21 protein-coding genes are annotated in these 25,798 nt (G+C 59.5%); 9 read left to right on the top strand and 12 right to left on the bottom strand.

The genetic code is table 11. The annotated features are described in order from the left end of the window. Nucleotides 1-118: 118 nt before the first annotated feature. The 3 genes from ribA to ACA060_RS25645 are packed head-to-tail and all read left to right on the top strand — an operon-like array spanning nucleotide 119 to nucleotide 1,952. Nucleotides 119-736, top strand: coding sequence for a GTP cyclohydrolase II (ribA, locus tag ACA060_RS25655; RefSeq protein WP_027924335.1), 618 nt, complete (start codon nucleotides 119-121; stop codon nucleotides 734-736). Beyond that, nucleotides 733-1,152, top strand: a complete 420-nt coding sequence (locus ACA060_RS25650) for an MFS transporter (protein WP_109635191.1) — start codon at nucleotides 733-735, stop codon at nucleotides 1,150-1,152. The genes ribA and ACA060_RS25650 overlap by 4 nt, the downstream gene beginning before the upstream one ends. After that, entirely contained in the window at nucleotides 1,152-1,952 is an 801-nt protein-coding gene (locus ACA060_RS25645) for a cobalamin-binding protein (RefSeq protein ID WP_497313977.1), read from the top strand. Before ACA060_RS25650 ends, ACA060_RS25645 begins: the two co-directional genes overlap by 1 nt. 151 nt (nucleotides 1,953-2,103) lie before the next feature. Here ACA060_RS25645 and ACA060_RS25640 read toward each other — a convergent pair whose 3' ends face one another. The 5 genes from ACA060_RS25640 to ACA060_RS25620 all read right to left on the bottom strand — a co-directional run bounded on the left by ACA060_RS25640 (nucleotide 2,104) and on the right by ACA060_RS25620 (nucleotide 8,693). After that, nucleotides 2,104-3,987 carry a TonB-dependent receptor domain-containing protein gene (locus ACA060_RS25640; RefSeq protein ID WP_497313975.1) on the bottom strand — a complete coding sequence of 628 codons (1,884 nt, stop codon included), beginning with the start codon at nucleotides 3,985-3,987 and terminating at the stop codon, nucleotides 2,104-2,106. A 168-nt stretch (nucleotides 3,988-4,155) separates the two neighbouring features. Beyond that, nucleotides 4,156-6,054 (bottom strand): 1-deoxy-D-xylulose-5-phosphate synthase, encoded by a 1,899-nt coding sequence (dxs, locus tag ACA060_RS25635; RefSeq protein WP_497313973.1) that lies wholly within the window; start codon nucleotides 6,052-6,054, stop codon nucleotides 4,156-4,158. A 91-nt stretch (nucleotides 6,055-6,145) separates the two neighbouring features. Beyond that, nucleotides 6,146-7,048, bottom strand: a complete 903-nt coding sequence (gene ispA, locus ACA060_RS25630; RefSeq protein ID WP_109635185.1) for a (2E,6E)-farnesyl diphosphate synthase — start codon at nucleotides 7,046-7,048, stop codon at nucleotides 6,146-6,148. Further along, complete coding sequence (locus ACA060_RS25625) at nucleotides 7,045-7,287, bottom strand: exodeoxyribonuclease VII small subunit (protein WP_007894317.1); 243 nt, start codon at nucleotides 7,285-7,287, stop codon at nucleotides 7,045-7,047. Before ACA060_RS25625 ends, ispA begins: the two co-directional genes overlap by 4 nt. A 260-nt stretch (nucleotides 7,288-7,547) precedes the next feature. Continuing rightward, nucleotides 7,548-8,693: a Fic family protein gene (locus ACA060_RS25620; protein WP_497313971.1), complete on the bottom strand. Its 1,146-nt coding sequence runs from the start codon at nucleotides 8,691-8,693 to the stop codon at nucleotides 7,548-7,550. Nucleotides 8,694-8,970: 277 nt separating this feature from the next. Between ACA060_RS25620 and ACA060_RS25615 the strand changes: the two genes are divergently transcribed. Genes ACA060_RS25615 through ACA060_RS25590 form a run of 6 tightly spaced genes read left to right on the top strand, consistent with a single transcriptional unit; the run spans nucleotide 8,971 to nucleotide 19,149 of the window. Continuing rightward, entirely contained in the window at nucleotides 8,971-9,762 is a 792-nt protein-coding gene (locus ACA060_RS25615; RefSeq protein ID WP_497313969.1) for a YfaP family protein, read from the top strand. Nucleotides 9,763-9,799: 37 nt separating this feature from the next. Continuing rightward, nucleotides 9,800-11,512, top strand: coding sequence for a DUF2138 domain-containing protein (locus ACA060_RS25610; RefSeq protein ID WP_497313967.1), 1,713 nt, complete (start codon nucleotides 9,800-9,802; stop codon nucleotides 11,510-11,512). Next, complete coding sequence (locus ACA060_RS25605; RefSeq protein ID WP_497313965.1) at nucleotides 11,497-12,147, top strand: DUF1175 domain-containing protein; 651 nt, start codon at nucleotides 11,497-11,499, stop codon at nucleotides 12,145-12,147. The genes ACA060_RS25610 and ACA060_RS25605 overlap by 16 nt, the downstream gene beginning before the upstream one ends. Further along, on the top strand, nucleotides 12,144-16,709 hold the full coding sequence (locus tag ACA060_RS25600; RefSeq protein WP_497313963.1) for an alpha-2-macroglobulin family protein: 4,566 nt from the start codon (nucleotides 12,144-12,146) through the stop codon (nucleotides 16,707-16,709). Before ACA060_RS25605 ends, ACA060_RS25600 begins: the two co-directional genes overlap by 4 nt. Before the next feature lies 1 nt (nucleotide 16,710). Further along, a complete protein-coding gene (locus ACA060_RS25595) occupies nucleotides 16,711-18,330 on the top strand; it encodes a DUF2300 domain-containing protein (RefSeq protein WP_497313961.1) in 1,620 nt (539 codons plus the stop codon). 3 nt (nucleotides 18,331-18,333) lie between these two features. Further along, complete coding sequence (locus tag ACA060_RS25590; protein WP_497313959.1) at nucleotides 18,334-19,149, top strand: YfaP family protein; 816 nt, start codon at nucleotides 18,334-18,336, stop codon at nucleotides 19,147-19,149. Between the two features lie 244 nt (nucleotides 19,150-19,393). Here the strand turns inward: ACA060_RS25590 and darG are convergent, their stop codons facing one another. The 7 genes from darG to ACA060_RS25555 all read right to left on the bottom strand — a co-directional run bounded on the left by darG (nucleotide 19,394) and on the right by ACA060_RS25555 (nucleotide 25,794). After that, nucleotides 19,394-20,479 carry a type II toxin-antitoxin system antitoxin DNA ADP-ribosyl glycohydrolase DarG gene (darG, locus tag ACA060_RS25585; protein WP_497313957.1) on the bottom strand — a complete coding sequence of 362 codons (1,086 nt, stop codon included), beginning with the start codon at nucleotides 20,477-20,479 and terminating at the stop codon, nucleotides 19,394-19,396. Continuing rightward, entirely contained in the window at nucleotides 20,476-21,120 is a 645-nt protein-coding gene (gene darT / locus ACA060_RS25580) for a type II toxin-antitoxin system toxin DNA ADP-ribosyl transferase DarT (protein ID WP_497313955.1), read from the bottom strand. Before darT ends, darG begins: the two co-directional genes overlap by 4 nt. Then, entirely contained in the window at nucleotides 21,117-21,698 is a 582-nt protein-coding gene (locus tag ACA060_RS25575; protein ID WP_497313953.1) for a DarT ssDNA thymidine ADP-ribosyltransferase family protein, read from the bottom strand. The genes darT and ACA060_RS25575 overlap by 4 nt, the downstream gene beginning before the upstream one ends. Before the next feature lie 165 nt (nucleotides 21,699-21,863). Continuing rightward, nucleotides 21,864-22,784: a restriction endonuclease gene (locus tag ACA060_RS25570; protein WP_497313951.1), complete on the bottom strand. Its 921-nt coding sequence runs from the start codon at nucleotides 22,782-22,784 to the stop codon at nucleotides 21,864-21,866. Nucleotides 22,785-23,363: 579 nt separating this feature from the next. Further along, entirely contained in the window at nucleotides 23,364-24,110 is a 747-nt protein-coding gene (locus ACA060_RS25565) for a S24 family peptidase (RefSeq protein ID WP_497313950.1), read from the bottom strand. A 230-nt stretch (nucleotides 24,111-24,340) separates the two neighbouring features. Further along, nucleotides 24,341-24,868 (bottom strand): inorganic diphosphatase, encoded by a 528-nt coding sequence (gene ppa / locus ACA060_RS25560; protein WP_028620880.1) that lies wholly within the window; start codon nucleotides 24,866-24,868, stop codon nucleotides 24,341-24,343. Between the two features lie 113 nt (nucleotides 24,869-24,981). Then, the gene (locus tag ACA060_RS25555; protein ID WP_109635168.1) at nucleotides 24,982-25,794 is read right to left on the bottom strand and encodes a M90 family metallopeptidase; all 813 of its coding nucleotides are present in this window, start codon (nucleotides 25,792-25,794) and stop codon (nucleotides 24,982-24,984) included. Between the last annotated feature and the right edge of the window lie 4 nt (nucleotides 25,795-25,798).

Genomic DNA, 25,798 nt, shown 5'->3' with positions numbered 1-25,798 from the left:
CCTGAGATCTAACTTTTTGATCGTTATGCCCCATAATTCAGCCTAAGCGTCTGCAGGAACCTGCTGTTACAATGCCGCCTCTGCGAATCTCCAGTACTTATTGATCAGGAGCACACCGGTGCCTGTCGTTTTTGTCGCCGCTTCCAAGCTGCCAACGCCTTTTGCGCAATTCACCATGCACGGCTTTCTCGATGAAGAAAACGGGCGCGAGCACGTGGTGTTGAGCCTGGGTGAGTTCGCCGACGGTGCCCCGGTACTCGGCCGGTTGCACTCCGAATGCCTGACGGGTGATGCCTTGTTCAGCCAGCGTTGCGACTGCGGCTCGCAACTTGAAGCCGCCTTGCAGGCTATCGCTCGTGAAGGCCGTGGCGTGTTGCTTTACCTGCGCCAGGAAGGCCGTGGCATTGGCCTGCTGAACAAGATCCGCGCCTATGAGTTGCAGGATGGCGGTGCCGACACCGTTGAAGCCAACGAACGCTTGGGCTTTGCCGCCGACCAGCGTGACTACGCCATGTGCCTGCCGATGCTGGAACACCTGGGCGTGAAATCCCTGCGCCTGATGACCAACAACCCGCGCAAGGTCAAAGCCTTGACCGACATGGGCATTGTGGTCGCCGAGCGCGTGCCGCTGCACACCGGGCATAACCCGCACAACAAACTCTACCTGGCCACCAAGGCCAGCAAGCTCGACCACATGATGGGCAACGAGCATCAGGGCGAGGCAGACCGGGCGTGACGCGCGGTCAAGTAAGGCGGCGATTGTCCTTCAACTGGTGGCAATACATGGCCTTGGCCCTGTTGCCGCTGTTCGTGATCAATGGCGTGTTTGGCCAGGGCGAGGCGATCTTGCCGGTGCTGGCGATGCCTTTGTTCATTGCCGGTGTCGCCTCGATGTTTGTCAGTCTGAAGTTTTTCGGCGGCTACAAACATGCACTGATCGCCACCCAGAAAGCCCTCGACACCCCTGAAGAGCCCGCCGCCTGGATCACCCTGGCTGCCAAGCGTCGCACGGCGTTGCTGGTCGCGAGTCTGCCGGCGTGGATCGGTGCGCTGGCGGTGTTCGTCGGCCTCGAAGCAGTTCCGTTGGTGCTGCTGGCGCTGTCGACCACGGTGCTGTTCTACCTCTACCGTATCCCGCGTCAACTCGCCTGATGTTTCGCGTCTGGCTGGCGGTGATGCTGCTGGCCAGTAGCGGCATGGCCTCTGCTGTCGAGCGCGTTGTCAGCCTCGCGCCGTCTCTGTCTGAAATCGTTGTCGAACTGGGTTCCGCGGACCTTCTGGTCGGCGTGCTGGATGCCGGTGAACGTCCTGCCGAACTCAAAGGGCTTCCATCGGTTGGCCGTTATGGCCAGTTGGACATGGAGCGGCTGCTCAGCCTCAAACCTGATTTGCTGCTGCTCTGGCCCGGCAGCGTTGGCCCGGGCCAGCGTGAGCAGCTCAAGCGACTGAACATTCCCACGTATGTCGCCGAACCTCACACCCTCGAACAACTGACCGCGCAGATCGAAGCGATTGCCACGCAACTCGGTCGGCCCGAGCGTGGCGTTTCATTGGCCGCGCAATTACGCCAGCGCCTGGATGGGCTGCGCCAGCGCTATCGCCGGGATGAACCGTTGCGGGTGTTTTATCAGGTATGGGATCGACCGCTGTACACCGTGGGTGGCGGGCAGATCATCAGTGATGCGCTGGAAGTGTGCGGGGCGCGGAATGTGTTTGCCGACCTGACATTGCCGGCACCGCAGGTCAGCGTGGAGGCGGTGTTGCAGCGTAACCCCGAGGTGATTCTGGCCAGTGATCAGGCGCAGCTGGAGGCGTGGAAAGCCTGGCCGCAAGTCGCTGCAGTGACTCGGGAGCAATTGCTGCTGGTGACCGATAAGGGCCTGGAGCGACCGAGTGGGCAGATGATCGAGGCGACGGCCAAACTGTGCCAAGTCATCGCGCCCAACCGCTGACCTGTGGCGAGGGAGCTTGCTCCCGCTGGGCTGCGAAGCGGCCCCAAATTTGTCTGAGGGTTACTTCAAATGAAGCCGCATCAGCCTGTTTTGCGACTGCTGCGCAGTCGAGCGGGAGCAAGCTCCCTCGCCACAGTGGCCGGTGTCAGTTTTAGAACTCCGGCGTCCAGGTCACCCCGAACATCCACGCCCGACCTTCCTCGCGATACCCGTATTGACTGCCATCATGGCTGTACAACGCCCGGCTATAACCCTTGTCCAGCAGGTTATCGACCTTCAGCTCAAGCTTGATCTCACGATTCAATTCCCAACTGCTACGCAACCCCAGCAACGCATACCCGCCCAGCGGCTGCAGATTGTTCTCGTCGTCATAACTGCTGCTCACCGCCTGCCAACTGGCGCCGAGGCCGAGCCGGTCGAACTGTCGGTCCAGGTCCAGGCTCAAGGTCCGCCGCGCACGACGGGCCAGGGTATGGCCGCTGTCGCGATCCCGTGGGTCGATGATCGCCACGCCGAGGTTGCTCTGCCAGCCGAACAGCTCCTGTTTCAGTGCCGCTTCGAACCCGTTGATACGCGCTGAAGCCACGTTCTGCGGCCGTGAGTGATTGCCGAAGATAATCGCGTCTTCAAGGTCCGTGCGATACAGCGAAGCTTCGAGGCGACTGGTCTCGGTCAATTGGCTGCGCCATTGCAGCTCGTAGCTTTTCGAGGTTTCAGGCTTCAGGTCAGGATTGCTGAAATCCGGGTAGTACAAGTCATTGAAGGTCGGTGCGCGAAAGCCCTCGCTGTAGGTCAACAGCACGTCGTTGTCCGGGTTCAGCGGCAAGGTGAAGGTGCCGCTCCAGCTATTCTGGCCACCGAACTGCTGGTTCTGGTCACGGCGCAAACCCAGCTCCGTGGAAAAATTGTCTGCCTGATAGCGATGCTGAATAAACGCCGCGCGGTTCCAGCGGCTGTCCTCGTCGAACGCTGTGCTGCTGTTGATCCGGTCTTCGTACCAGTCGCCGCCGAGAATCAAGCTGTTGCGCTCATTGAGCGTCAGGTCGTTCTGCCAATTCACCGAATCACGGTAGGTGTTGAACACGCTGCGCTCATCGCTGAGCGTGTCCAGTGTCTTCTCGCGGTTTTCACTGTGAGCGAATTCGACACGGGTTTTCCAGAGATCGTTAACCCGGGCATCGACATAACTGCTGATGCTGCTTACGGCAAAGTCGCTGTAAGGCTGCTGCTGGAGCGATTCGAAGGTCGTCGTGTCGAAGCGGCCAAATGGATTGTCGAACTCGCTTTTGCCGCGATTATCGAGAGCGTTGGCACCGATTTCGATGTCATCGGTGAGGGCATGGCTCAGGCTCAAACTCACCGATTTATTGCGATACTCATCGTGATCGCCATCACTGGGATACGACTCGTGGGTGCGATTAATTCCGGCTGTTTCATCGAGGCTGGCGCCAAGGTTGAAACGGGTTTTTTCATTGCCACCGGACAACCCCAGGCTTCGCTCCCACGTCTGGTTGCTGCCAAATCCAGCGTGCAGACGCGGTTGCAGGCCTTGTTCGACGCCACGCCGGGTGAAAATCTGGATAACGCCGCCAATTGCATCACTGCCATAAATCACCGAGCGGGAGCCGCGCAACACTTCCACGCGCTCGACCTGTTCGATGTTGATGTGTTGCAGGTTGCTGTCGCCGGAAGTCGAGTTGCCGATGCGTTGACCATCCACCAGCACCAGGCTCTGCGCCGACTTGGTCCCGCGAATGTAAATCCCCGGCAGACTGCCGCGCCCGCCGGTTTGCCCGACCTGCACACCCGGCACACGACTTAGCAAGTCCGTGACACTGCTCGGTTGCAGGCGGTCGATGTCTTCGCGGGTGAAGACGGTGTTGGCGGCGCTGCTGTCGTTGCGCGCTTCGACCTGACGGTTGGCGCTGATCAGCACTTCGGGGAGCTTCAGGGCTTGATCGCGTTCGAAGGTGTCAGCCAAGAGTTGGCCGGCCGGCAGCAGGGTCAGCGTCAGGGCGAGGTGGGAGAGTTTCATGGACAGTCCGGTGACGCTTTAAAGCGAACACATTTTTGAAGGTTGTTCAAAACCAATGTGGGAGCGGGCTTGCCCGCGATGACGGTGTGTCAGTCAATGAATAAGTTGACTGTCATTTCGCTATCGCGGGCAAGCCCGCTCCCACAGGGTTTTGCATGTGTCTGGTGTTTAGATGTTCAGTAGTTGCAGCCGCTGACGAACCGACGCTTCAATTCCCGCTTCATCCAACCCGCATTCAGCCAGCATTTGCGCAGGCTTCGCATGCTCGACGTAACTGTCGGGCAAACCCAGATGCAGCATCGACTTGAGGATGTTTTCACGGGCCAGGAATTCGCTGACCGCGCCACCGGCACCGCCCATGATCGCGTTCTCTTCGATGGTCACCAGCAACTCGTGGCTGCCAGCGATTTCGCGAACCAGTTCTTCGTCCAGCGGTTTGACGAAACGCATGTCGACCACGGTCGCATCCAGCTTCCCGGCGACTTTCAGCGCCTCGGCCAGTTGCACACCGAACACCAGCAGGGCGACTTTGTTGCCCTGGCGACGAACCACGCCTTTGCCGATTTCGATCGGTTGAAGGTCTTTTTCGATCGTTGCATTCGGGCCGGAGCCGCGCGGGTAGCGCACCGCCGCCGGACCGTTGAACAGGTGACCGGTGGTGAGCATTTTGCGCAGTTCGTTTTCGTCGCTCGGGGTCATCACCAGCATGCCGGGGATGCAGCGCAGGAACGACAGGTCGAAACTGCCCGCGTGCGTCGGGCCGTCTTCGCCGACCAGGCCTGCGCGGTCGATGGCGAACAGCACGTCGAGGTTTTGCACCGCGACGTCATGAATCAGTTGGTCGTAACCGCGTTGCAGGAACGTCGAATAGATAGCCACCACCGGTTTCGCACCTTCGCAGGCCATGCCGGCGGCGAGGGTCACAGCATGCTGTTCGGCAATCGCCACATCGAAATAGCGCAGCGGGAAACGCTCGCTGAACGCCACCAGGTCGGAACCTTCTTTCATCGCCGGGGTGATGCCCACCAAGCGCGGATCAGACGCGGCCATGTCGCACAGCCATTCGCCGAACACGCCGGAATACTTCGGTCCGCCGGATTTCTTCGGCGCCGCGGCCGGCGCATCAACAGGTTCAAGCTTGGTGATGGCGTGGTAACCGATCGGGTCGACTTCCGCCGGGGCGAAGCCTTTGCCTTTCTTGGTGACGACGTGCAGGAACTGCGGGCCTTTGAGATCGCGCATGTTGCGCAGGGTGGCGATCAGGGTCGGCAGGTCGTGGCCATCGATCGGGCCGATGTAGTTCCAGCCCAGTTCTTCGAACAGCGTGCCGGGGACCAGCATGCCTTTTGCGTATTCTTCGGTGCGACGGGCGATTTCCCAGGCGCCGGGCAGGCGCGACAGGACCTTTTTGCTGCCTTCACGCATGCTCGCGTAAGTGCGGCTGGAAAGGATCTTCGCCAGGTAGTTCGACAACCCGCCGACGTTGCGCGAGATCGACATGTCGTTGTCGTTGAGGATCACCAGCATGTTGGCGTTCACTTCCGGCGCATGGTTCAGCGCTTCGAACGCCATGCCCGCGGTCAGTGCGCCGTCGCCGATCACCGCAATGGCCTTGCGATCACTGTTCTGCAGACGGGCGGCAATGGCCATGCCCAGCGCTGCGCTGATCGAGGTGCTGGAGTGACCGACGCCAAAGGTGTCGTACTCGCTCTCGGAGCGACGCGGGAAAGCCGCAACGCCGTCCTTCTGGCGCAGGGTACCCATGCGCTCGCGACGGCCGGTGAGGATTTTGTGCGGATAGGCCTGATGACCCACGTCCCACACCAGCCGGTCGTCCGGGGTGTCGAAGACGTAATGCAACGCGATGGTCAGCTCGATGACGCCCAGGCCGGCACCGAAATGCCCGCCGGTCTGTCCGACCGTATAGAGCAATTCCAGGCGCAACTCATCGGCCAGGGTTTCCAGCTCGGCTTCGCCTAACCGGCGCAGGCCGTCCGGCGTGTTGGCACGGTCGAGCAGGGGCGTGGTCGGGCGCTTGCGGGGAATCTCATGAAACGTCGTGGGCATCAGGCGAATCGTTATAGGTATAAAAGATGCGGCAGTTTACCTGATGCATCGCCCCCTGCCCACGCGTTGCTCTTTTTTGGCGGATACGCTGTCAGCTGCGCCGTTCGACGATGTAGCGGGCCAGATCGCGCAACGGCTCGGCGGCCGCGTCAAACGGTCGCAGCGCATGCAGGGCTTGATCGCGCAATTCCAGGGCGTAAGCCTTGGCCGCGTCGAGGCCGAGCAGGGCCGGGTAGGTCGGCTTGTCGCGAGCGATGTCGGCGCCCTGACGTTTGCCGAGGGTTTCGGTATCGCTCTCGACGTCGAGAATGTCGTCCTGCACCTGGAAAGCGAGGCCGATGGCCTGTGCATAAGTCTGCAAGGACTTCAGTTCGTCCTTCTCGGCGCGGCCACTGGCCAGGGCGCCGAGTTTGACGCTGACCTCGATCAGCGCGCCGGTCTTGTGCCGGTGCATGGTTTCGAGGGCTTTTTGATCGAGTTTCAGACCGACCGAGCCGAGGTCGATGGCTTGGCCGCCGACCATGCCGGCCGGGCCGGCTGCCAATGCCAGGGCACTGACCATTTGCAGGCGAAGGTGATCGGAGGTGAGAGCAGCGTCAGAGTTGCTCAGGCGCGGATCAAGCAGGGCGCTGAACGCCAGGCTCTGCAAGCCGTCACCGGCCAGAATTGCGCAGGCTTCATCGAATTTCTTGTGCGTCGTCGGCTGGCCACGACGCAGATCGTCGTCGTCCATGGCCGGCAAATCGTCGTGCACCAAGGAATAAGCGTGAATCAGCTCAACGGCGCAGGCCGCACCGTTGGCTTGCTCGGCCTTGCCACCGAGCGCTTCGCACGCGGCGTAGGCCAGTAGCGGGCGAACCCGTTTGCCGCCATTCATCACGCTGTAGCGCATGGCTTCGTACAAGCGCGCGAGCTCAGGGCTCGGCGCGTTGAACAAGGTTTCCAGTGCGGCGTTGACGCGGGCCTGACTGGTCGCCGAATACGCTGCAATCATTCTGGCTGATCCGCGTCGAAGGGTTCCTCGGCCAACTCGCCATCACGCTCGAGCAGCACTTGAACCTTTTGCTCGGCCTGGGCCAGCGCCGCCTGGCAATCGCGTGTCAGACCGATGCCCTGCTCGAAAGCCGTCAGCGAGTCTTCCAGCGACAATTCGCCGTTCTCCAGACGCTCCACCAGCGTTTGCAGGTCAGCGAGAGATTGTTCGAAATCCAGTGCAGCTTTTTTGCGGGCCATGGCGGCTATTTCCGGTTGACGTTAAACCGGCGCGACACTAGCAGACATGGGGGTTATGGGCAAATGAGGGCGGGTTTTTGAGCCTTGATCCCAAGTTGAAAACACCCCTTGTGGCGAGGGAGCTTGCTCCCGCTGGGTCGCGCAGCGGCCCCAAGACCATTCACCCAGGTTTTTTCAAGAAGACCGCATTCAGCAATTTACGACTGCTGCGCAGCCGAGCGGGAGCAAGCTCCCTCGCCACAGGACAGCGTTGATCCTGATTAATCGGTGGAGGCATCGGGGTAGCTGATCTGGTATCGAGTATTGCGCCCGCCGCCTGGTAGACGCTTCAGGTAGCCTTTCTCCAACAGTTCGCTCAGATGACGAGTGGCAGTAGCTTTGGATACTTTCGCCACTGCCTGATACTGCGCCGCACTGATGCCATGCTCGAAACCGCGCTCCCCGCCATCAAGCAGGCGATTCAGCACTTTGGTCTGTTCCGCCGTTAAGGGGGACTGCCGATGCGTCTGCCAGAAACGCGCCTTGCCCAACACGGATTCGATCCGCGCCATAGCCTGGTGCAAGCTGCGCAGCAAGGTTTTCAGAAACCATTCCAACCAATCAGTAATATCCGTCGTCGCCTTCTGGCTGGCTTCCAGCACCCGATAATAGCCAGCGCGATCCTCAAGAATGCTCGCTGACATCGCATAGAAACGGATGGCCTGTGCCTCGCCCTGAGCCAGCGCCAGATCGGTGAGGGTGCGTGTCAGGCGGCCATTGCCATCGTCGAAGGGGTGCAAGGTGACGAACCAGAAGTGCGCGATGCCGGCCCGCAGCAATGGATCGAGCCCTTCCTGACTTCGGCTGGCTTCAAACCAGGCAAGGAACGTATCGAGTTGTTGCTCAAGGCCACGACGGGGAGGCGCTTCAAAGTGAATGGTCGGTCGGTCGAGCCGGCCTGAAACTACCTGCATCGGCTCATCGCCGCGTAACGCGCCGACATGCATCGCTCGAGCAGCAAGGTCAGTGTCCTGATCCGGAAACAGCCACTCATGCCATTCCAGCAATCGCTCCAGCGTCAGCGGTTTCGCAAAGTGCTGGGTGGCATCGAGCATCAACTCCGCCAGACCTTCGCTGCGCTGACTGACGTGATCGCCATCGACCTGTTCCAGACCCAGGCGCCGCGCCAGCGAAGAGCGGACCGAGCCAACATTGAGCTGTTCACCTTCGATAGCGGAAGACGTCACGATGTTTTGCAACAACGCATCCAGTTCGCTCTGCGCACTTAGCGAGCCACCCACGGAACTGGCCATGCCCATCAACCGGCCTTGCGCCTGCACGCACTCACGCAGCAGCGGTGTCAGGCGCTCGGCTTGCCAGTTGAAATTCGGCCATTCGGGCTGTTGCCAGATCCAGTGAGGTGCCATGAATTCAGGTGCTCCAAGGTCAATGAGCCGAATAATAGTCGTATTCGGCTCATTTCGTGAGCCGAATAACCTCTTTATTCGGCTCACGTCCAAAAAACACCGTGATTCCTACCGCAAATATAGATGTATCCGATTGTTAAAAAACCGCCAAATGGCTAACCTTCGCGCCTTCTACGACCCAATAGTCACGGGTCTTTCTGACGAAACGCAGTTTTTGGATCTGTAACGCGCCGAGGATCGGGTGCAAGGTTTCGTTATGCATGGCAGGAGGCGTCACATGCGTTCATTACTTCTAGTGCTGATGGGGTGGGTCTGCGCGACCGCTGCCTGGGCCGAGTCGACGGCTGAGCTGTCGGAACCGGTCGGCGGCTGGCGCTACAACGGCCTGCTCGATCGCAGCGAATACCCTCAAGTTGCCTATCCCACGCCGCCCATCGACCGGGGCGTGCAGCGTAATCGCACGATGATCCAGGGTCAGCTCAAGGCCATCGGCACTCAACGCGGGCCGCACACGCTGGCGGTCAACGGCAATCCCCTGAATCTGTACACCGACGACCAAGGGCGTTTCGCCCGGCCGTATGCGTTCGGTGCCGGCTCCAACAGCGTCGAAGTGCGCAGTGTCGAAGGCAAATCCCTCAAGCGCGTTCAATTTTATGAAGCGAACAACCTGCGCACGCCGGCGCGGATTCGCGTGGTGCTGGGATGGGACGATCCGAAAGCCGAACTCGATCTGCACATCGTGACCCCCGACGGCCAGCATGCGTTCTGGGCTCGCCCGGCGATGAGCAACGGCGGCGGCCTGGACCCGGACGGTGTCGATGGCCCTGGCCCGGAAATGTTCACCATGACCGCACCGATGCATGGCACCTATCTGGTTTACGTGAACTATTGGGGCAACTTCGGCAGCGGCGGCTATAACTTCGATGAGACCAGCAACCAGAACGAGGTGATCACCTCGCAGATCAACCTGGTGCTCAACGAAAACACCGTCGACGAAAAACGCGAGACCTTCATCGTGCCCCTGCGGGCCATCGGTGACCTGCTGCTGGTCAAGACTTTCAACTATTAAGCATCCCGCTCCACGGATGACATCGGGTTTTGTGAACATGAGTGATAACACTGTTTCTCCGGCCGCCGAAACGCCTGCTGCCAAAACTCCTCGCCGCTGGCCGGCGCTGCTGGTCGGGCTGGTCCTGGTGGCCGGCGTGGCGGGCGGTTTGGGCTGGTTCATGCACAAACCCAAGGCGCCAGCGGCAGAGTTGGCCAGTGACAAACTGGGCATGAGCCGCCCGGACGGCCTGCTCGAAACCCACTCCTTGAGCCAGTTGCCCAAGGACTTGCTGGCCGTGCCGTTCCTCAAGGAAACCCTGACCGAAGATTTCGTCTTCTATTACGAAGCGCATGCCGATCGCCTCGGTTTGATCGGCAGTCTGCGGCGGATCATTTACGAACATGACCTGAAATTGCAGGACAGCCTGATCGAGCAACTCTTCGATCAGCCGGCGGATGTGGCGTTGTGGCGCGGGGCGGATGGTCGTCTGAAAGACTTTTTGTTGGTGATGGATCGCGGTGGTCTGGCCAAGGTGCTGGAGCCGCTGGCCAAAGTGGCACTGGATGATACGCAGCTGACCCAGCTCGGTGAAATCAAGGTCGCCGGCGATGCGGTGCCGCTGTATCAACTGACCTACAACAACAGCAAAGCGTTGGTGTTCGCCTCCTATGGCGACAAGTTGGTGGTGCTGTCCAACCCTTCGAAGCTGTATGACACCGGCCACGGCCCGACTGACGAGCGCGGCATGGTGTCGACCCAAGCGCTGGAAGCACTGCTCGGCGGTCAGAAACTGTTCCCCGAAGCCTTCGGCCTGCCACCGCGCACGCCTGAAGTGAAACAACGCTTGTCGGTCAACGCCAGCGTTCTGGCCATGGGTTACCAGCGTTTCATCCCGAACTTCGCCGGCCTGCGCTTCGACATGGACGACAAGGGCTGGCACAGCTTCCTCGCCATGGACGAACTGGACAACCAACCGGACTTCGATTTCAAACCGATCTGGCAAGCCATGCCGATGGGCGCCAGTGCTTGCGTGGCCTTGCCGCTCGCCGCCGAACAACAGAAACCGCTGCTAGTGAAACTGGGCGCCGACGAAACCGTGGCCCAGTCCCTGACCGAACACATGGCCGGTGCGGCCGGACTCTGCTGGTACGCCGATTCGCGGCTGTACACGCCGTTGCTGGTGGCCAGCCTGAACGATGATGACAGCGCCAAACTCGACGGCGACCTGGGCACTCTGTTCGGCTCGATGGTCGGCGCCTACGAAGGCAACGTTGAAGAACACGCGTTCCCGGTGGTCGAGAAGCAGGAAGGCCAAAGCCATCAATGGCAGCGCCAGGTCAGCTCCAACTTCGGTCCTTATAAAGCCAAGGATGCCGAGAACCCGGACGCGATCACCGGCAAGGCGTTCATGAAGGTCAGTCTCGCGCGTCACGGTTCGACGTTGCTGTTCTCCCTCGACGACAAGCTCGTGGACAAGGCACTCGGCACCCTCGACAAACGCTTCCCGCCGATGGCCGACGTGGTGCCGAAAGACCTGCTGATGCCGGTCTACTTCGGCCCGGATGCCATGGCGCAACTGATGCAACAGGAAACCCTCGACAGCCTGCCGCAGGACATGGAGCCGGTGTTCTACAACGCCGCGCAAACCTACCTGATCCCGAAACTGCGCAAGCTCGGCGGTTACGGAAAATACGCCCTGACCTTGCCTGAAGGCAGTGAGCCTGACGGCCATTGGCAGTGGCTGCCGCTGGAATGGAAATCCCTGTGACCGCACTTATCCGAGGCCTCGGCCTGCTGGCGATGTTGCTGGGCAGTCGCGCATTTGCCACCGAAGCGGCAGCGCTGGATCCGCAGCAATCCCAGGTGTTCCGCGCCTGGTTCGTGCGCATCGCCCAGGAACAACTGACCCAAGGCCCGAGTCCGCGCTGGTATCAGCAGGACTGCGCGGGCCTGGTGCGTTTCGCCGCCAACGAAGCGCTGAAAGTCCACGACGATAAATGGCTGCGCAGCAATGGCCTGTCCAACCGTTACCTGCCGCCAGAGCTGCCACTGAGCGAAGCCCAGCGCGGCCTCGCCCAGCAATGGCAGCAGGGCGGCGGCAAGGTCGGGCCGTACGTCAACGCAATCAAACTGATCCAGTTCAACAGTCATCTGGTGGGCCGCGACGTATCGCAGGCCCGGCCTGGCGACCTGATGTTTTTCGATCAGGGCGACGACCAGCACCTGATGATCTGGATGGGCCGCTACATCGCCTATCACACCGGCTCCACCACCCCCACAGACAACGGCATGCGTTCCGCGAGCCTGCAGCAACTCATGACATGGAAGGACACCCGATGGATACCCGACGCAGCCAACCCCAACTTCATCGGCGTCTATCGACTGAACTTCCTCTCCCAATGATCGGTGCCCGCATGTTGCGTTTTCTGCCTTTGCTGTTGCTCCTGGTGTTGCCGTTTTCAGCAGTCAACGCTGAAGACTCCGTCGAGCCGAGCGGCTACACGCCGGTGGCCGGTGAAAGCTTTTTCCTGCTGGCCGACAGCAGTTTCGCCAGCGACGAGCAGGCGATGGTGCGCCTCGAAGCACCGGGTCGCGACTATCGCCGGTTCCGCATGGAGCCTTACGGCGGCGCCGACATTCGGGTGTATCGCATCGACAAACCGCTGGATTTCCTCAAGCGCCAGAAGAACCTGCACCGCGTGGTCAGTGACGGCCAGTTCAAGGGCGAAGGCCTGTCGAACACCCTCGCGTACCTGTGGGACAACTGGTACCGCAAATCCCGTCGTGTGATGCAGCGGGCGTTTTCCTACGAGTCGCGCAAACAAGTCACCGAGGAAGTGCCGGAACTGAAGATGGGCAGCGCGATTGCCGCGCCAACGCCCTACGACGCTCAGCCGCAATTCGCATTGATCCCGGGTTTGCCGGTGGTCAGTCAGTTCCGTTATCCGCTGTGGCAAGCCAAGCCGATCCAGCCGCCTACCGGTGTGAATCTGGCCGGTTCTTCCAGTGAGTTCGTCAGCGTCGCACCGGGCAACGTTTACATTCCGCTGGGCAACCTGAAACCGGGTTTGTACCTGGTGGAAGCGCTGATCGGCAAGTACCGCGCGACCACCATGGTCTTTGTCTCCAACACCGTCGCCGTGAGCAAGATTGCCGGTGATGAACTGCTGGTCTGGGCCGCGCGCAAACACGAAGGCAGTTCGGTGCCGAAGGTCAATGTGCTGTGGACCGATGGTCTGGGCGTGATGAGCAGCGGCGCCACTGATGGCGATGGTTTGCTGCGCCTGAAACACGTCAGCCCCGAGCGTTCGTTCGTGATCGGCGAGGACGAAGAGGGCGGGGTGTTTGTCTCCGAGAACTTCTACTACGACAGCGAAATCTACGACACCAAACTCTATGCCTTCACCGATCGGCCGCTGTATCGGCCGGGGGATTGGGTGTCGCTGAAAATCGTCGGCCGCGAGTTCAAGAATGCCCGGGATTCGGTGCAGCCGACCGCTGCCGACGTCAACGTCACCGTGCTCGATGCTACTGGCACGGCGCTGCAATCGCTCTCGCTGAAACTCGATTCCAAGTCCGGCACCCAGGGCCGCTTCCAGCTACCGGATAACGCGGTGGCGGGTGGTTATGAACTGCGTTTCAGCTACAAGGATCAGGCTTACAGCAGCGCATTTCGCGTCGCCGAATACATCAAGCCGCACTTCGAAATCTCGCTGAACCTGGCCAAGCAGGATTACCGCACCGGCGAACCGGTCAAAGGCAGCCTCGTGCTGCTGTACCCGGACGGCAAGCCTGTGGCGAACGCCAAGTTGAGCCTGAGCCTGCGCGCCCAGCAATTGTCGATGGTCGACAACGAGCTGCAATACCTCGGGCAATTCCCGGTGGAACTGACCAGCACCGAACTGACCACGGATTCGAAGGGCAATGCGACCCTCGACCTGCCGGCCGCCGAGAAACCGAGTCGCTACATGCTCACCGTTTTCGCCAGCGATGGCGCGGCGTATCGGGTCAAGACCACCAAGGAAATCCTCATCGACCGTGGTGCCGCCAGTTTCCGCTTGAGCGCCCCGCAGCGGTTCAGCGCAGTGGGCGACAAGGTTGCGTTCAGCTACGCCAACGAAGGCGGCAGCGAGGAAAGCAAAGCGGTCACGCCGGGCAGCTACAGCTGGGTGCGTCTGGAAGACCAGAGCACCGGCGACGGCAAACTCACCGCAACCGATAAAGGCTTCACATTGGCCTTCGACCGTCCGGGCACCTACAACCTGACGTTGAAAGATGGCCATGGTCGAGTCGTCGGCGCCACTGGCCATTCGGTCACGGGCGATGGCGTGAAAGCGGTGCCCGGCACCGTGGAAATCGTCCTCGACAAACCCGAGTACAAGGCAGGCGATGAAGCCTTGGCGCTGATCACTTTCCCTGAGCCAGTGAGCGATGCCTTGCTGTCGCTGGAACGCGACAAGGTCGAGTCCACCGCGCTGCTGTCCAAGGGCGGCGACTGGCTGAAGATGGAAAAACTCAGCGACACCCAATACCGCGCGCGCATTCCGGTGAAGGACAATTTCGCGCCGAACCTGACGTTCTCGGTGCTGTACACCAAGGGCGGTCAGTACAGCTTCCAGAACGCCGGCATCAAGGTGATCGCGCCGCAAATCGACGTCGCCATTGCCACCGATAAAGAGTCGTACCAGCCGGGCGATACCGTGTCGGTCGACCTGACTACCCAGTTCGCCGGCAAGCCGATTCCGGCGCACCTGACCGTCAGCGTGGTCGATGAAATGGTCTACGCGTTGCAACCGGAAGTCGCGCCGACCATCGACCAGTTCTTCTACCACCCGCGCCGCAACAACGTGCGCACCAGCGCCAGTCTGTCGTTTATCAGCTACGACGTTGCGCTGCCGGGCAGCCCCGGGGCACCGGGCAAAGCCAACCGCAGCGAACGCGGCGTGAAAGTGCTGGAACGGCCGCGTCGCGAAGACGTCGACACCGCCGCGTGGGAACCTGAGTTGATCACCGACGCCAACGGCAAAATCCGCTTCACCTTCAAAATGCCGGACTCGCTGACCCGCTGGCGCATCACTGCGCGGGCCATCGCCGATGACGGTCAGGTCGGGCAGAAGAAGCAATTCGTGCGCTCGGAGAAACCGCTGTACCTGAAGTGGAGCGGCCCGACCAAGTTCCGCAATGGCGACAAACCGGATCTCGGTGTGTTCGCTTTCAGCCAGGCCGAAAAACCGGTCAAGGCTGAACTGGTCATCCATTACGGCGGCACCGAGCAGCGCGTGCCGGTAACGCTCAACAACGGCATCAACTACATCGCGCTGCCGGCGTTCGCGCTGGCCTCCGGCGAGTGGGCCGCCGAACTGGTGCAGGACGGTAAAACCGCCGATGCCCTGGCCGTGCGCCTGACTGCGACCGGCGAAGGTTGGCAGGTGACGCAAAGCCAGAGCCTGGACGTGGCCAGCGGTGACACGCCGCTGACGCTGCCGGCGGACGCGACGGATATTCGCCTGCGTCTGGATGACAGTCCGCAAGCGCTGTTCCGCTCGGCGCTCGATGATTTGCTGAGCTATCCGTACGGCGGCGTCGAACAAACGGCTAGCCGTTTGCTGCCGTTGAGCATTGCGTATCCGACCTTGTCGTCGAACCCGCAGATCCGCGATCGCTTGCGCCTGATCATGCAGAACAGCCGCCTGCGCCTGGTGCAAATGGCCGGGCCTTCCGCGAGCTTCACCTGGTGGGGCATGGACGGTGAGCCGGATGCGTTCCTCACTGCCTACGCCTATTACGCCGACTGGCACGCCAGCAAAGCGCTGGAACTGAGCCTGCCGCCGGAGCATTGGCAGCGGGTGCTGGAGGTGTATTCGAAGCAGGCGAAAAACACGCCGTTGTTGCAGCGGGCGCTGATTCTGTCGTTCGCCAAGCAGATGCAATTGCCGGTCAATACGTTGCTCAGCGGTTTGATGGATGACTTGGCCAACGCAGGCGAGGGCAATGCGGCGAACCTGATGGAGGATGGCGAGGACAGCCTTGTCATGAGCGATCCGGATTCCGCATTGGGTCTGGCGGCTGCTCGTGCGCTGACGGCATCGCTGGCGCGTCAGTCGAAGGTGGCTTTGCCCGACGCATTCAATCGTCAGCTGCCGGATGCACAGCAACGTCTGGCGGTCAGTTCTCAGCCCTTTGCCGAAGCCTTGAACCTGTCGCTGCAAACCTTCGATCAGGCTCGTGCGCAAGCGTTGTTGCAACGGTTGCTGCCACAGCAATCAACCCTGGAGCGCGCGTTGGCGTTGACCTGGTTGCAGCGCAGCATCGAGCAAGCGTCGCCGACGATTGCACTGGCTCCGGGTGAAGGCTGGAAAAAACAACACAGTGCTACCGGTGAGATGTATTGGACATGGCAGGGTGCTCCGTCTGTGCCGGCGGTGTTGTCGCTGACCGGAACGCAGGAACGTCCGTTGCGCGCCGCGCTGAGCTTCCAGACCAAACAACCGCCGGTTGAGCCGATGGCGGTGACCATCACCCGGCGCCTGTCTCGATTGGTGCCGGGTGACGAAGCGTTCCAATTCAAGCTTGAAGCGGTGGGCAACAAACCGTTGTCCAGTGACGGCCTGTATCTGGACGAAGTGATCATCACCAGCAAAGCCGCCAAGCCGTTGCGCTACGGCATGATTGAAGTGCCGCTGCCGCCGGGCGCCGATGTCGAGCGCACGACTTGGGGCATCAAGCTCATGGGCAAGGCCGGCACGGAACCGACTGCACTGGAGAAAGCGCGTTTCGAACCGGGCCAGATGGCGTATGCCATTCCGGTCGATGCCTTGAGCGGCGAACTGCGCCTGCGTCATCTGGTGCGCTTTTCGCAGAAAGGCCAGTTCGACCTGCCGCCGGTGCGCTTCACTCAGGTCTACGCGCCACAACATCAGGCCCAGGAACAGAAACCGGCTCTCGGTCAGGTCACGGTCAACTGACATGACCCGAGCGCTGGTCTGGTGGCTGCTGTGTTTGATTCCTGCGCTGGCGACAGCGCAGGACGAACCGCTGCGACTGGGCTTCAAGGGTGAATTGATTTCGCTGAACCGGACTCAGGTGATTTCCCGCGAGCCATTGCCTGCTGATGTGCAGGCACCGCTCGGCAGTTTGTGGAAATTGTTTGTGTACGGCTGGCTGGTGGATACCGGCGCCCGTGAGCCGGCGTATGAGTGTCGCGGGCAGTCGAAAGAGGAAGTTTATTGCTGCACGGCGGGTGGCAAGATCGAACGCGATCAGGCGTTGGTGAAATCGTGCGGTTTGTACTTTGAGCCTGCGCGATTGGGTATTTCCAATGCTGGCTGGCGGGGATATTGGCAGGCTCGGCAGGCTCCGGAATGGTTGCTGGACTTGCCTTCGTTGCAGCCTTCTACGCGCGTGTCGGTGGCGGAATTGCTGAAGGTGCTGGCCGTGATGCCGGCTCAGGATCAGGCGCGGCGGGTGTTGCTCGATGTGGTGCTCAATGCGGCTGACGGCAATGTCGTCGGCGAACTCGGTGGCCGGTTGCGGGTGAAAACCTGGAGTTGGTTGGGCGATGAGGATCCTTCGTCGCGTCAGGGCGGGTTTGCCGGTTGGACGACGGACGGCACGCCGATCTGGGCGGGCGGGCGCGGGACCAGTCAGATGGTGCTTCGTCATTACGGGGCTGCGTTGGCTTCGGTGTTGTCGGTGGATTGGCCCGCGGACGCAGGACGATGTGTCGAGGTCGGGCTGTTTTCTCGTTATCCGATCGGGCGCGTTCTGGCCGGGGATCACGTTGTGGCTTCCGGGCCTTTGCAAGGCGATTACCGCGTCGAATTCGCCAACGGCAATCAACTCGATATCCACAGCGATGGCGAACTGTTTCTGTTGAAGGACAAGCTCGTCGCCCGGCTGGACCGTGAAGAGTACGTCGCCCGGGTCCTGCAACGTGAAGCCAAACCCGAACCTGCTGAAGCCGCTAAAGCACTGGCCATTGCGATAAGAACCTACCTGCTGCAAAACGCCACCCGCCACGGCGATTGCCTGAGCATCGACGACAGCAGCAGCCGCCAACGCGTCGCCCCACGCCCGGCCGCCGCCGAATCACGCCACATCGCCGCCTGGACCAGCGACCTGGTCCTCGCCGGCAGCACCGTCACCTATCACTCCGACCAACCCGGCCCGGACAAACTGTCCTGGCAGCACGCCGTCGAACAAGCCAACGCCGGCCAACGCTACGACGCCATCCTGCTGCACGCCTACCCGCGCGCCAGCCTCAGCCGCTGGGACAACCCCGTCGCCTCCTGCGAAGCACTGCCCGCCGCGCAAGACTGGCTGCAAAAGCAACGCCGCGGCTGGCGTCCGCGGTTGGAAAGCGAAGTCGGCTACAACGACGTCAGCACCTTCGCCGTCTGCCGCCTGGCCTTCGGCCGCCCCTATGTCGACCGCGAACGCCAGCGCATCTACGTGCGCGGCGTGCTGTCGCTGCAAGACCGCCTCGACCTGACCCACGAATACCTGCACCTGGCCTTCGAAGCACATCCCAACGGCCAGGATGAAACCTACATCGAAGGGCTCGCCCGCCACCTCTTGCTGGAATAGGCCATGAAACTCCGTTATCCACAGGTCTTCCTGTTCCTTTGTTCTTTTTGCGTATTGCCGACGGTTTTTGCGGCTGAGAGCGGCGTGAAACTTGATACGCCCGTTGGTGGTTGGCGCACTGGCGCGTCCGAAGGTGAAGGTGAAAGCTTTCGTCAGATTGTTAACTACCCGGCTTCGTCGGTGAACACCCCGGTGGGCCAGGCCAATACTGCGCGTATCACCGGACAGATCAACGCCACGCCCAAGTCAGGTGAACCGGGACGGTTGATCATCAACGGCGTCAGCATGCCGCTGAAGATTGATCCGGCTGGACGCTTTGATCGACCGTTCTCGTTTCCCAATGGCAGCAACAGCGTTGAAGTTCGCAGCCCCGATGGTCAGCAGCGGCATCGGACGCAGTTTCTCAATGCCAGTGGTGGCGCCACGCCGGCCAAGTTGCGGGTGTTGCTGGCGTGGGACAGCGATGGGACGGATCTGGATCTGCACCTCATCACGCCCGATGGTGCGCACATCTGGTATGGCGATCGGGTTGTGCCTAATGGTGCGGCGCTGGATGTTGACGTGACGACGGGGTATGGCCCTGAAATCTTCGCAATGCCGGCGCCGATCAAGGGGCAATACCTCGTTTATGTGAATTACTTCGGGGGCGGGTATCGGAGTGATGAGGATGGGCAGGAGGAGGCGGTTCAGCCACTGACGACTGCGCAGGTGACGGTGATTACAGAAGAGGGGACGCCGAATGAGAAGATGGAGACGTTCCTGGTGCCGATGCGGGCGGTGGGAGAGTTGACGTTGGTTAAGGGGTTTAGTTATCCGTGAGGGGTGATTGTGCAAGTAGCTCTTGCACAATTGAATTGGGCAGCAGCTTGCTGCCCAATTGCTTCAAAGCGATCAGACAGAATTAGTCAGCAGGCTGCTGACCGATTTCGGAGTGTTCAGGCGTCGTCTAATTTGGCAACTGAACAGTCGAGATGATCCAGACTGACCTTTGCTCGCTGAGATGCTACAAGCCGTCCCCTACTGTCCAACGGTTGTTGGACAATCATCGACGGTAGTGAGGTTATCAGGCAGCCATTTCAGGCTTAAAACTACTGGATGTCAGGCGTTTGAGAGCGATATCAAGCGCCGAGTCGTCAAACAGCCTGCTCTTGCGGGCGGCGGCACCGGCTCCGCCATCCCAATGCTTCAATGCTTCACGCACAGCAGGAACAGTCGGGGATACCTTCTCCTGACTCAGCAGCCAATCGACTGTCGCCAACAATTCCATGCCGAATGGCGACTCAAAGCCGTCGATCAACTCGGCAGTGCGCTCCAAGGCTTGGGAATACTCCTTGGCCTCGGTCTTGAGGTAAGTTTGCAAAAAGGTTTTGCGCTCTTGGTCAAACCAAATCACGTCGCTGATTCCCGCATCACTGATGCGCTTGTCGCAATGCAGGTAGCTGCCATCCAGGTTACTGAGCAGATGCTCCAACCGATTGGCATATGGCCCGTATTTATGAGCAACGAACTTAAGATCCAGCGGGTTTTTGGTGTCCGGCAGCTTCTCAATAGCGCGCTCCAGGAACCAGGCCAGCTTCTGAATCTCAAGCAGGCTGCATTCCATGCCTAAAACCCAGTAGCGTCGAACCAGTTCCGCAATGAGTGCGCGAGCAGGCGTAAGCTTTTCCACACCGCTACGCTTGGCGACATTTAGATACTGATTGGACGGTTCGAACACCAGCACATCGACATCCAGATCACTCAAGACATCAACAATCTGTTCGCGGACTTCTGCCCATTTCAAACCACCGTTGCCGGCACCTAGCGGCGGAACCGCCACGGACTTCACATTGTTCTCAATCAAAAAGCGACGCAGATCGTGTAAACCTTCTGTTATCCATGCCATCTGCGAAGGTGATCGCCAGTGACGTTTGGTAGGAAAGTTAACGATCCAGCGAGGGCCTTCCAGTTCATTGACTGCGGTTACGTGAACCTTGCCTGTTTCTACCTCGCCAGCCTTGCAGGCCGCCGAATACAAACGGTAATTCTCCGCGAAACGCTCTTTGAACATCAGCGCGATACCTTTGCCCATCACACCCACGGTATTCACCGTATTGACGAGGGCTTCGGTTTCGGCTTCCAGAAGGTTGCCTTGGGTAAATCTGATCATTGGAAATACCATCCCGGACGCGCATGAACAGATAACGTCAGGCCTCTAGCAGCCACGTCTTGTTCTATGCGTTCTTTCATTGCATCGGTGTAGCACATGATGCCAAGGAGTCCTGTAATCGGTAGGTGATCGTGAATCAGCGCTTCGGCCTGATAACGCTCCATCTTTCGAGGGTCATCAGGATCACGTTTGAAGTCGCGTCGTTGAAGGATAGACCAATCGATCTCGCCGAGACTCGCCAGATCGCTGTAATAGTCTGTCCAATCCGGGTAGGCATGTGCGTTTGTGAAGACAAACGGTAGGCCAAGCTGTTCGACGCGGTACAGGCTGGAGACCAGAATCACGATCTCGTCGTTGCTGCGCTGCTGAACGCTCCACCCGGAGTGAATGTTTTTCATCATCACAGAGAAGGGTGTGAAATAGAAGGGTACGTAGTCGGCCAAAACGCCCGCTGGAGCAATAGGAACAAAACGATTGCGGCGCTTGTCGATCAAGTCAGCGTTGCCAATATTCACATACTGTGGAGCCTGCACGTCCGAGTTGGCGCAATGCAGGCCGTTGTCCAGAATCCAAGGTAGGTTATCGCGGTGGACGATACGCCAAATCAGAGCCTTCTCTGGATTCAGACTGGTGTAGTTCATTGATAAAACATTCTCTGATTCGCTCCGGTGAGTACATTAACACCGGCCTCGCGCATTTTAGCCACGCAGAGTGCTTCGACCTCCTCGTTAGGAGTGAAGATTTTGAAGAAGGCGTTTGGCTTAACAACCCCAGGCGCCAGGCATTCCGCCATGCAGATGCTTTTGCAGTGAGCGTCGTGATACTCCCGGCTGTTCATGACCTCCCACTCAATGGCTTCGAAACCCTCGTCGTAATCGAGTAACTGGATTGAGTCGTTTGCCAGAGGGTGGCGAGGAATGACTTTCCAACCGTTTTGTTTCGCAATAGACCTGTAAACGGAGATCAGGACGAATGTCACATCAGGGTTGTTACGTTGCACACTTCCGTCAAACGGATTTGCAGCGAACCAGTGAAAGGGCACATAGCTGTCAAGCTCAAGGACTTTGCGCTTCTTCAGAATTTCACTGTCAGCTACATCTTTGAAGTCGGTGAGTTCAGCGCGAGGCTTTAGACCTACCTGAAGAATGCCATCCAGGTTTGCAACCGAAGTGAGGTGGTATAGAAGCTTTTGTTCCTTGATATTTCTGACGTCCGGCATCGTGGTCTCCTTGACCTGCACAACTATCTAAATCCGCTTTAGCCCTGTCTCTTCTACGCGTAAACCGCGACCTTCCAAGTCGGGCGCACTTCGTGATTCTAGTTTGCCAGCGTCTTGAACTACAAGCGTTGCGGGGAAGTGACCGGTTTGCCCAAAAACCGTCTCTCACTCTTCGTCAAAATAGTCACGATCTAGCGCCGGCAACCGCAACAGTCGCGATGTAACCCCCACCTCATGATCCATCATCAGATGCACCAGTCGTGTGCCATCCACCAACACAATGCCATCCACCGATCTAGCAAAGTCGACAGCGTGAGCCGTGAAACCAGAGGTTGTGATGAACACCCCGCGCTTAGCCTTTTGCCCGGCGAGTGCGCCGTAGAATGCCTGCAGCTCAGGGCGACCCACCGTGTTCTGCCAGCGCTTGGCTTGGACATAAACCTTCTCGAGCCCCAGCTTATCGAGCGAGATGATGCCATCAATGCCGGCATCCCCAGAGCCTCCGACACGCTGCAAGTCATTGCGACTAGCGCCGTATCCCAGGCGATGCAACACATCCAGCACAATCACTTCGAAGCGGTTGGGGCTGACCTGTAACAAGTTATCCAAAAGGTCAGCCGCCGTAGCGTCGCGTAATTCCTGGAGGGCTTGCTCAAGCCGGTCATCCGGGCTGGCGGTCGCGGAGGTCACGTCAGGTTCAACAGGTGTTTCGTCATCAAGCGGTGCCGCGTCAGGGGCAACCTTCAGCTTCACATTCATATAGCCAATGGCTAAATGTTCCACTGCGCCGGCCGGCAAGGGCGCTGGATGTTCCTTGGCGTAGGCCACACCGGCATCAGTCAATTTCCAATACCCGCGTTTGGCACTGCTGGAAAGGCCGGCGCGCTTGAGCCGATCATGTGCCCAGCCCGCTCTGTTCTTATAGGTCGTCTGCCCACTGGCTATCAGTTCTTCGCGCTGCTCTAAAGACAGGTGCAACATTTTTGCTGCAGCTTCATAGGCATCCCTAGCGGGTGCTCCATCGGGTTTAGTGGCGAGAAACCGCAGGATCGGCTCGATGAACTGATCGTAAGTTGGAACGGACATGGACGCTTCCCTGTGATGGCTACGTATTTGAGCATGGCGCGGGCGAGTATAAGTTAACGGCCGCTCAGGTATCCCTCACGAGTGAGCCGTTGATGCTGAGAAAGCGTAAGCCACTGTGTCATGGGGGGGCTGTCGACGTAGAACAGAGTTTTGTGAAAGCAGGATGAGACTATTGATCTGGCAAAAGCAGAGAGTTTCAGAAGTGCGAGCGACTTCCAGCAGGCATTAAAAAGCCGGCTTGTGGCCGGCTTCTCGGGGACTGGCTTGGTTCATTTTTGGTAAACCTCGCCAGCCTTCAAAACGTACACCCGGATCTTGCGTCCGGCTGTGGGACTCGGCGAGAAAATCATCTGCCTTGTCGGTGCGATCAGAGCCGCGGGGCGGGGTGATGCGCAAATGTGGGGCGCAGCATACTGATTTTTTTGCCGGATTCCCAGTGTGGTGTGCGTCTTAGAGCTATCGGGGCTTGGGATCGAGTGATCCGTCTGGATATCCAGGGTGAGTGTTCCATCGCTTTCGCGGGCAAGCCCGCTCCCACAGGGATTGTGTGATGCCTGTGGGTGTAAAAATGCCCGGGTGCTACAAAAACGGCACCGCCGGCCGCCGTTTGTTCAGCGTCGACCACCAGAACACCCACCCCAGCACCCTGATGTTCTGCTTATCAATCTGCTCGGCATTGAAGATCTCATCCGGGTGTTCGGCCTGGTTGTAGCTGCGCAACCGCAGGGCATTGCCCGGCATCCGGTGCAGGTATTTGATGCGCAGCATGCCGTCGTGCTCGATGGCATAGATTTCCCCGTCAATCACCTTGGTCAGTCCGCGGTCGATGGCGAGTGTGGAGCCGTCCTCAATCCGTGCTCCCATGCCGTTGCCGATCATCTGGACGCAGAAGACATCCGTGTATTTGATTTCCAGGGAGTCGAGGTGGCTTTTGGGCAGGCGGATGAATTGGCCGGGGTCTTCGACGACGTGAGTGTTGAAGGAGCCCGGGGCGATGGGTATTTCCTTGTAGAGGGGCAGTTCGACATCGGTGGGTTCGACCACCGTGTAGATGCCGCGAATGGCCTGGGCGTCGAAGGTGTTGCCGGACTCGTCGAGCAGGCGCAAGTGTTTGGAGTCTTGGGAACCCTCGCCGGTTTTCAGCCAGTCGCTGTTTACCGAGAGTAGTCTGGAGACTTCTTCCATGCGGTAGGCGGGCACACCGCGGGTGTACCAGTTGTGGATATTTTGCGGCTCCGTATCGAAGAAAGCGGCAAATCCTGTCGTCGTTATTTTCGCTTTTTCGAGGAGCGCTTTAAACCGTGGGCCGCTAGTGTTCTTTTTCATAAACACGAGTCTACGGGCGCCGGGGCGGGCTTTGAATAAACGAACCGTTCAAATTTCGAGGGAAATTTACGACCGGATGTAAGACGTATTTGGAACAAATTAAACAAGAAAAAACGTAGCGTTCTGGAAGTAAACGCGCCGTTTAAAAAGCCCTTAATGGACGCCCACAAAAAACCCCGGATCAACCGGGGTTTTCTTCAAGTCGTCACAGGCGCGAGGCCAATGGCGCCTTAGCCTTTATAGGCAGCAACCGACTTCATGATCTCGGTGCGAGCGGCTTCTGCGTCGCCCCAACCTTCAATCTTCACCCATTTGCCTTTTTCGAGGTCTTTGTAGTTCTCGAAGAAGTGCTTGATCTGTTCCAGCAGCAGTGGAGGCAGATCGGTGTATTCCTTCACGTCGACGTACAGCTGGGACAGCTTGTCGTGTGGGACTGCGATGACTTTGGCATCGCCGCCGCCGTCGTCGGTCATGTGCAGGATGCCGACCGGACGTGCGCGGATCACCGAGCCTGGTGCAACCGGGTAAGGGGTCACGACCAGCACGTCGAGGGGGTCACCGTCGTCAGCCAGGGTGTTCGGGATGAAACCGTAGTTGGCCGGGTAGAACATCGGGGTGGCCATGAAACGGTCAACGAACAGGCAATCGCTGTCTTTGTCGATTTCGTATTTGATCGGCGCGTGGTTGGCCGGAATCTCGATCGCGACGTAGATGTCGTTCGGCAGGTCTTTGCCAGCCGGAATCTTGCTGTAGCTCATTGGGCGGTGCCCCCGTTAGTTGACCAAAAACACTTGGCCGGATTGACCAAAAAGTGGCGGCGATTATAGGCATATTCCGCCGTTGATGCTACGTACCAAGGGTCGTAGAGACCTTAGTCGTGTGCCTGATAGACCGGGTTCTCGGCCAGAAGTTGCCGCAGCCTGGCCAGTGGGTCCTGGCGGTAAAACAGCTTCAGCTGCTCATAGACCTGAGGATACGCCTCGTGCAGCAAATCCGGGGCGCTGAAGAAGTATTCGCTGGTGACCGCGAAGAATTCGGCGGGGTTTTCTGCCGCGTAGGGGTCGATAGCCGTTTCGGCGTCCGGATTACGGTCAAGGTGCTTATTCAGGTCGTCGTAGGCGTGCTGCATGACCTTGGCCCATTCGCTGACCCGCATGTCGGGGTGCAGCGGCGGCAAGCCGTTGGCGTCGCCGTTGAGCATGTCGAGTTTGTGCGCGAGTTCGTGGATCACCAGGTTGTAGCCTTCCCAGCCGCCGCTGGCCATTACGCCCGGCCAGGCGAGGATGATCGGGCCTTGCTGCCAGGCTTCGCCGCTGTGCTCGCCGTCCCACTCGTGTTCGACGCCGCTGGCATCACGATGGCGTTGAGGGCTGAGGAAGTCATCGGGGTAGAGAACGATTTCATGGAAACCCTGATACCAGTTCAGGTCGCCCAGGTGCAGCAGCGGCAATTGCGCTTGAGCAGCGAGCAGCAGGCGCTGCTCCTGATGGAGTTCGACGCCGGGCAGGGCGGTCAGGTGTTTATCTTCCAGGAACAGCACGCAGGCTTCGCGCAGCCATTGATCTTCGGCGGCGCTGAGGCCATCGAGAAAACTCAAGTGATGGCGCACCCGTTGCCACAGATCGTCGGCAATCGGGTGTCTGGCCAAGATACGCCGGCGACGCCAGGCGCTCAGGGACCACATCGCG

Source organism: Pseudomonas sp. LBUM1671 (assembly GCF_059695685.1).
The sequence above is the reverse complement of the archived record's forward strand: the minus strand, read 5'-3'. Positions and strand labels throughout refer to the sequence as shown.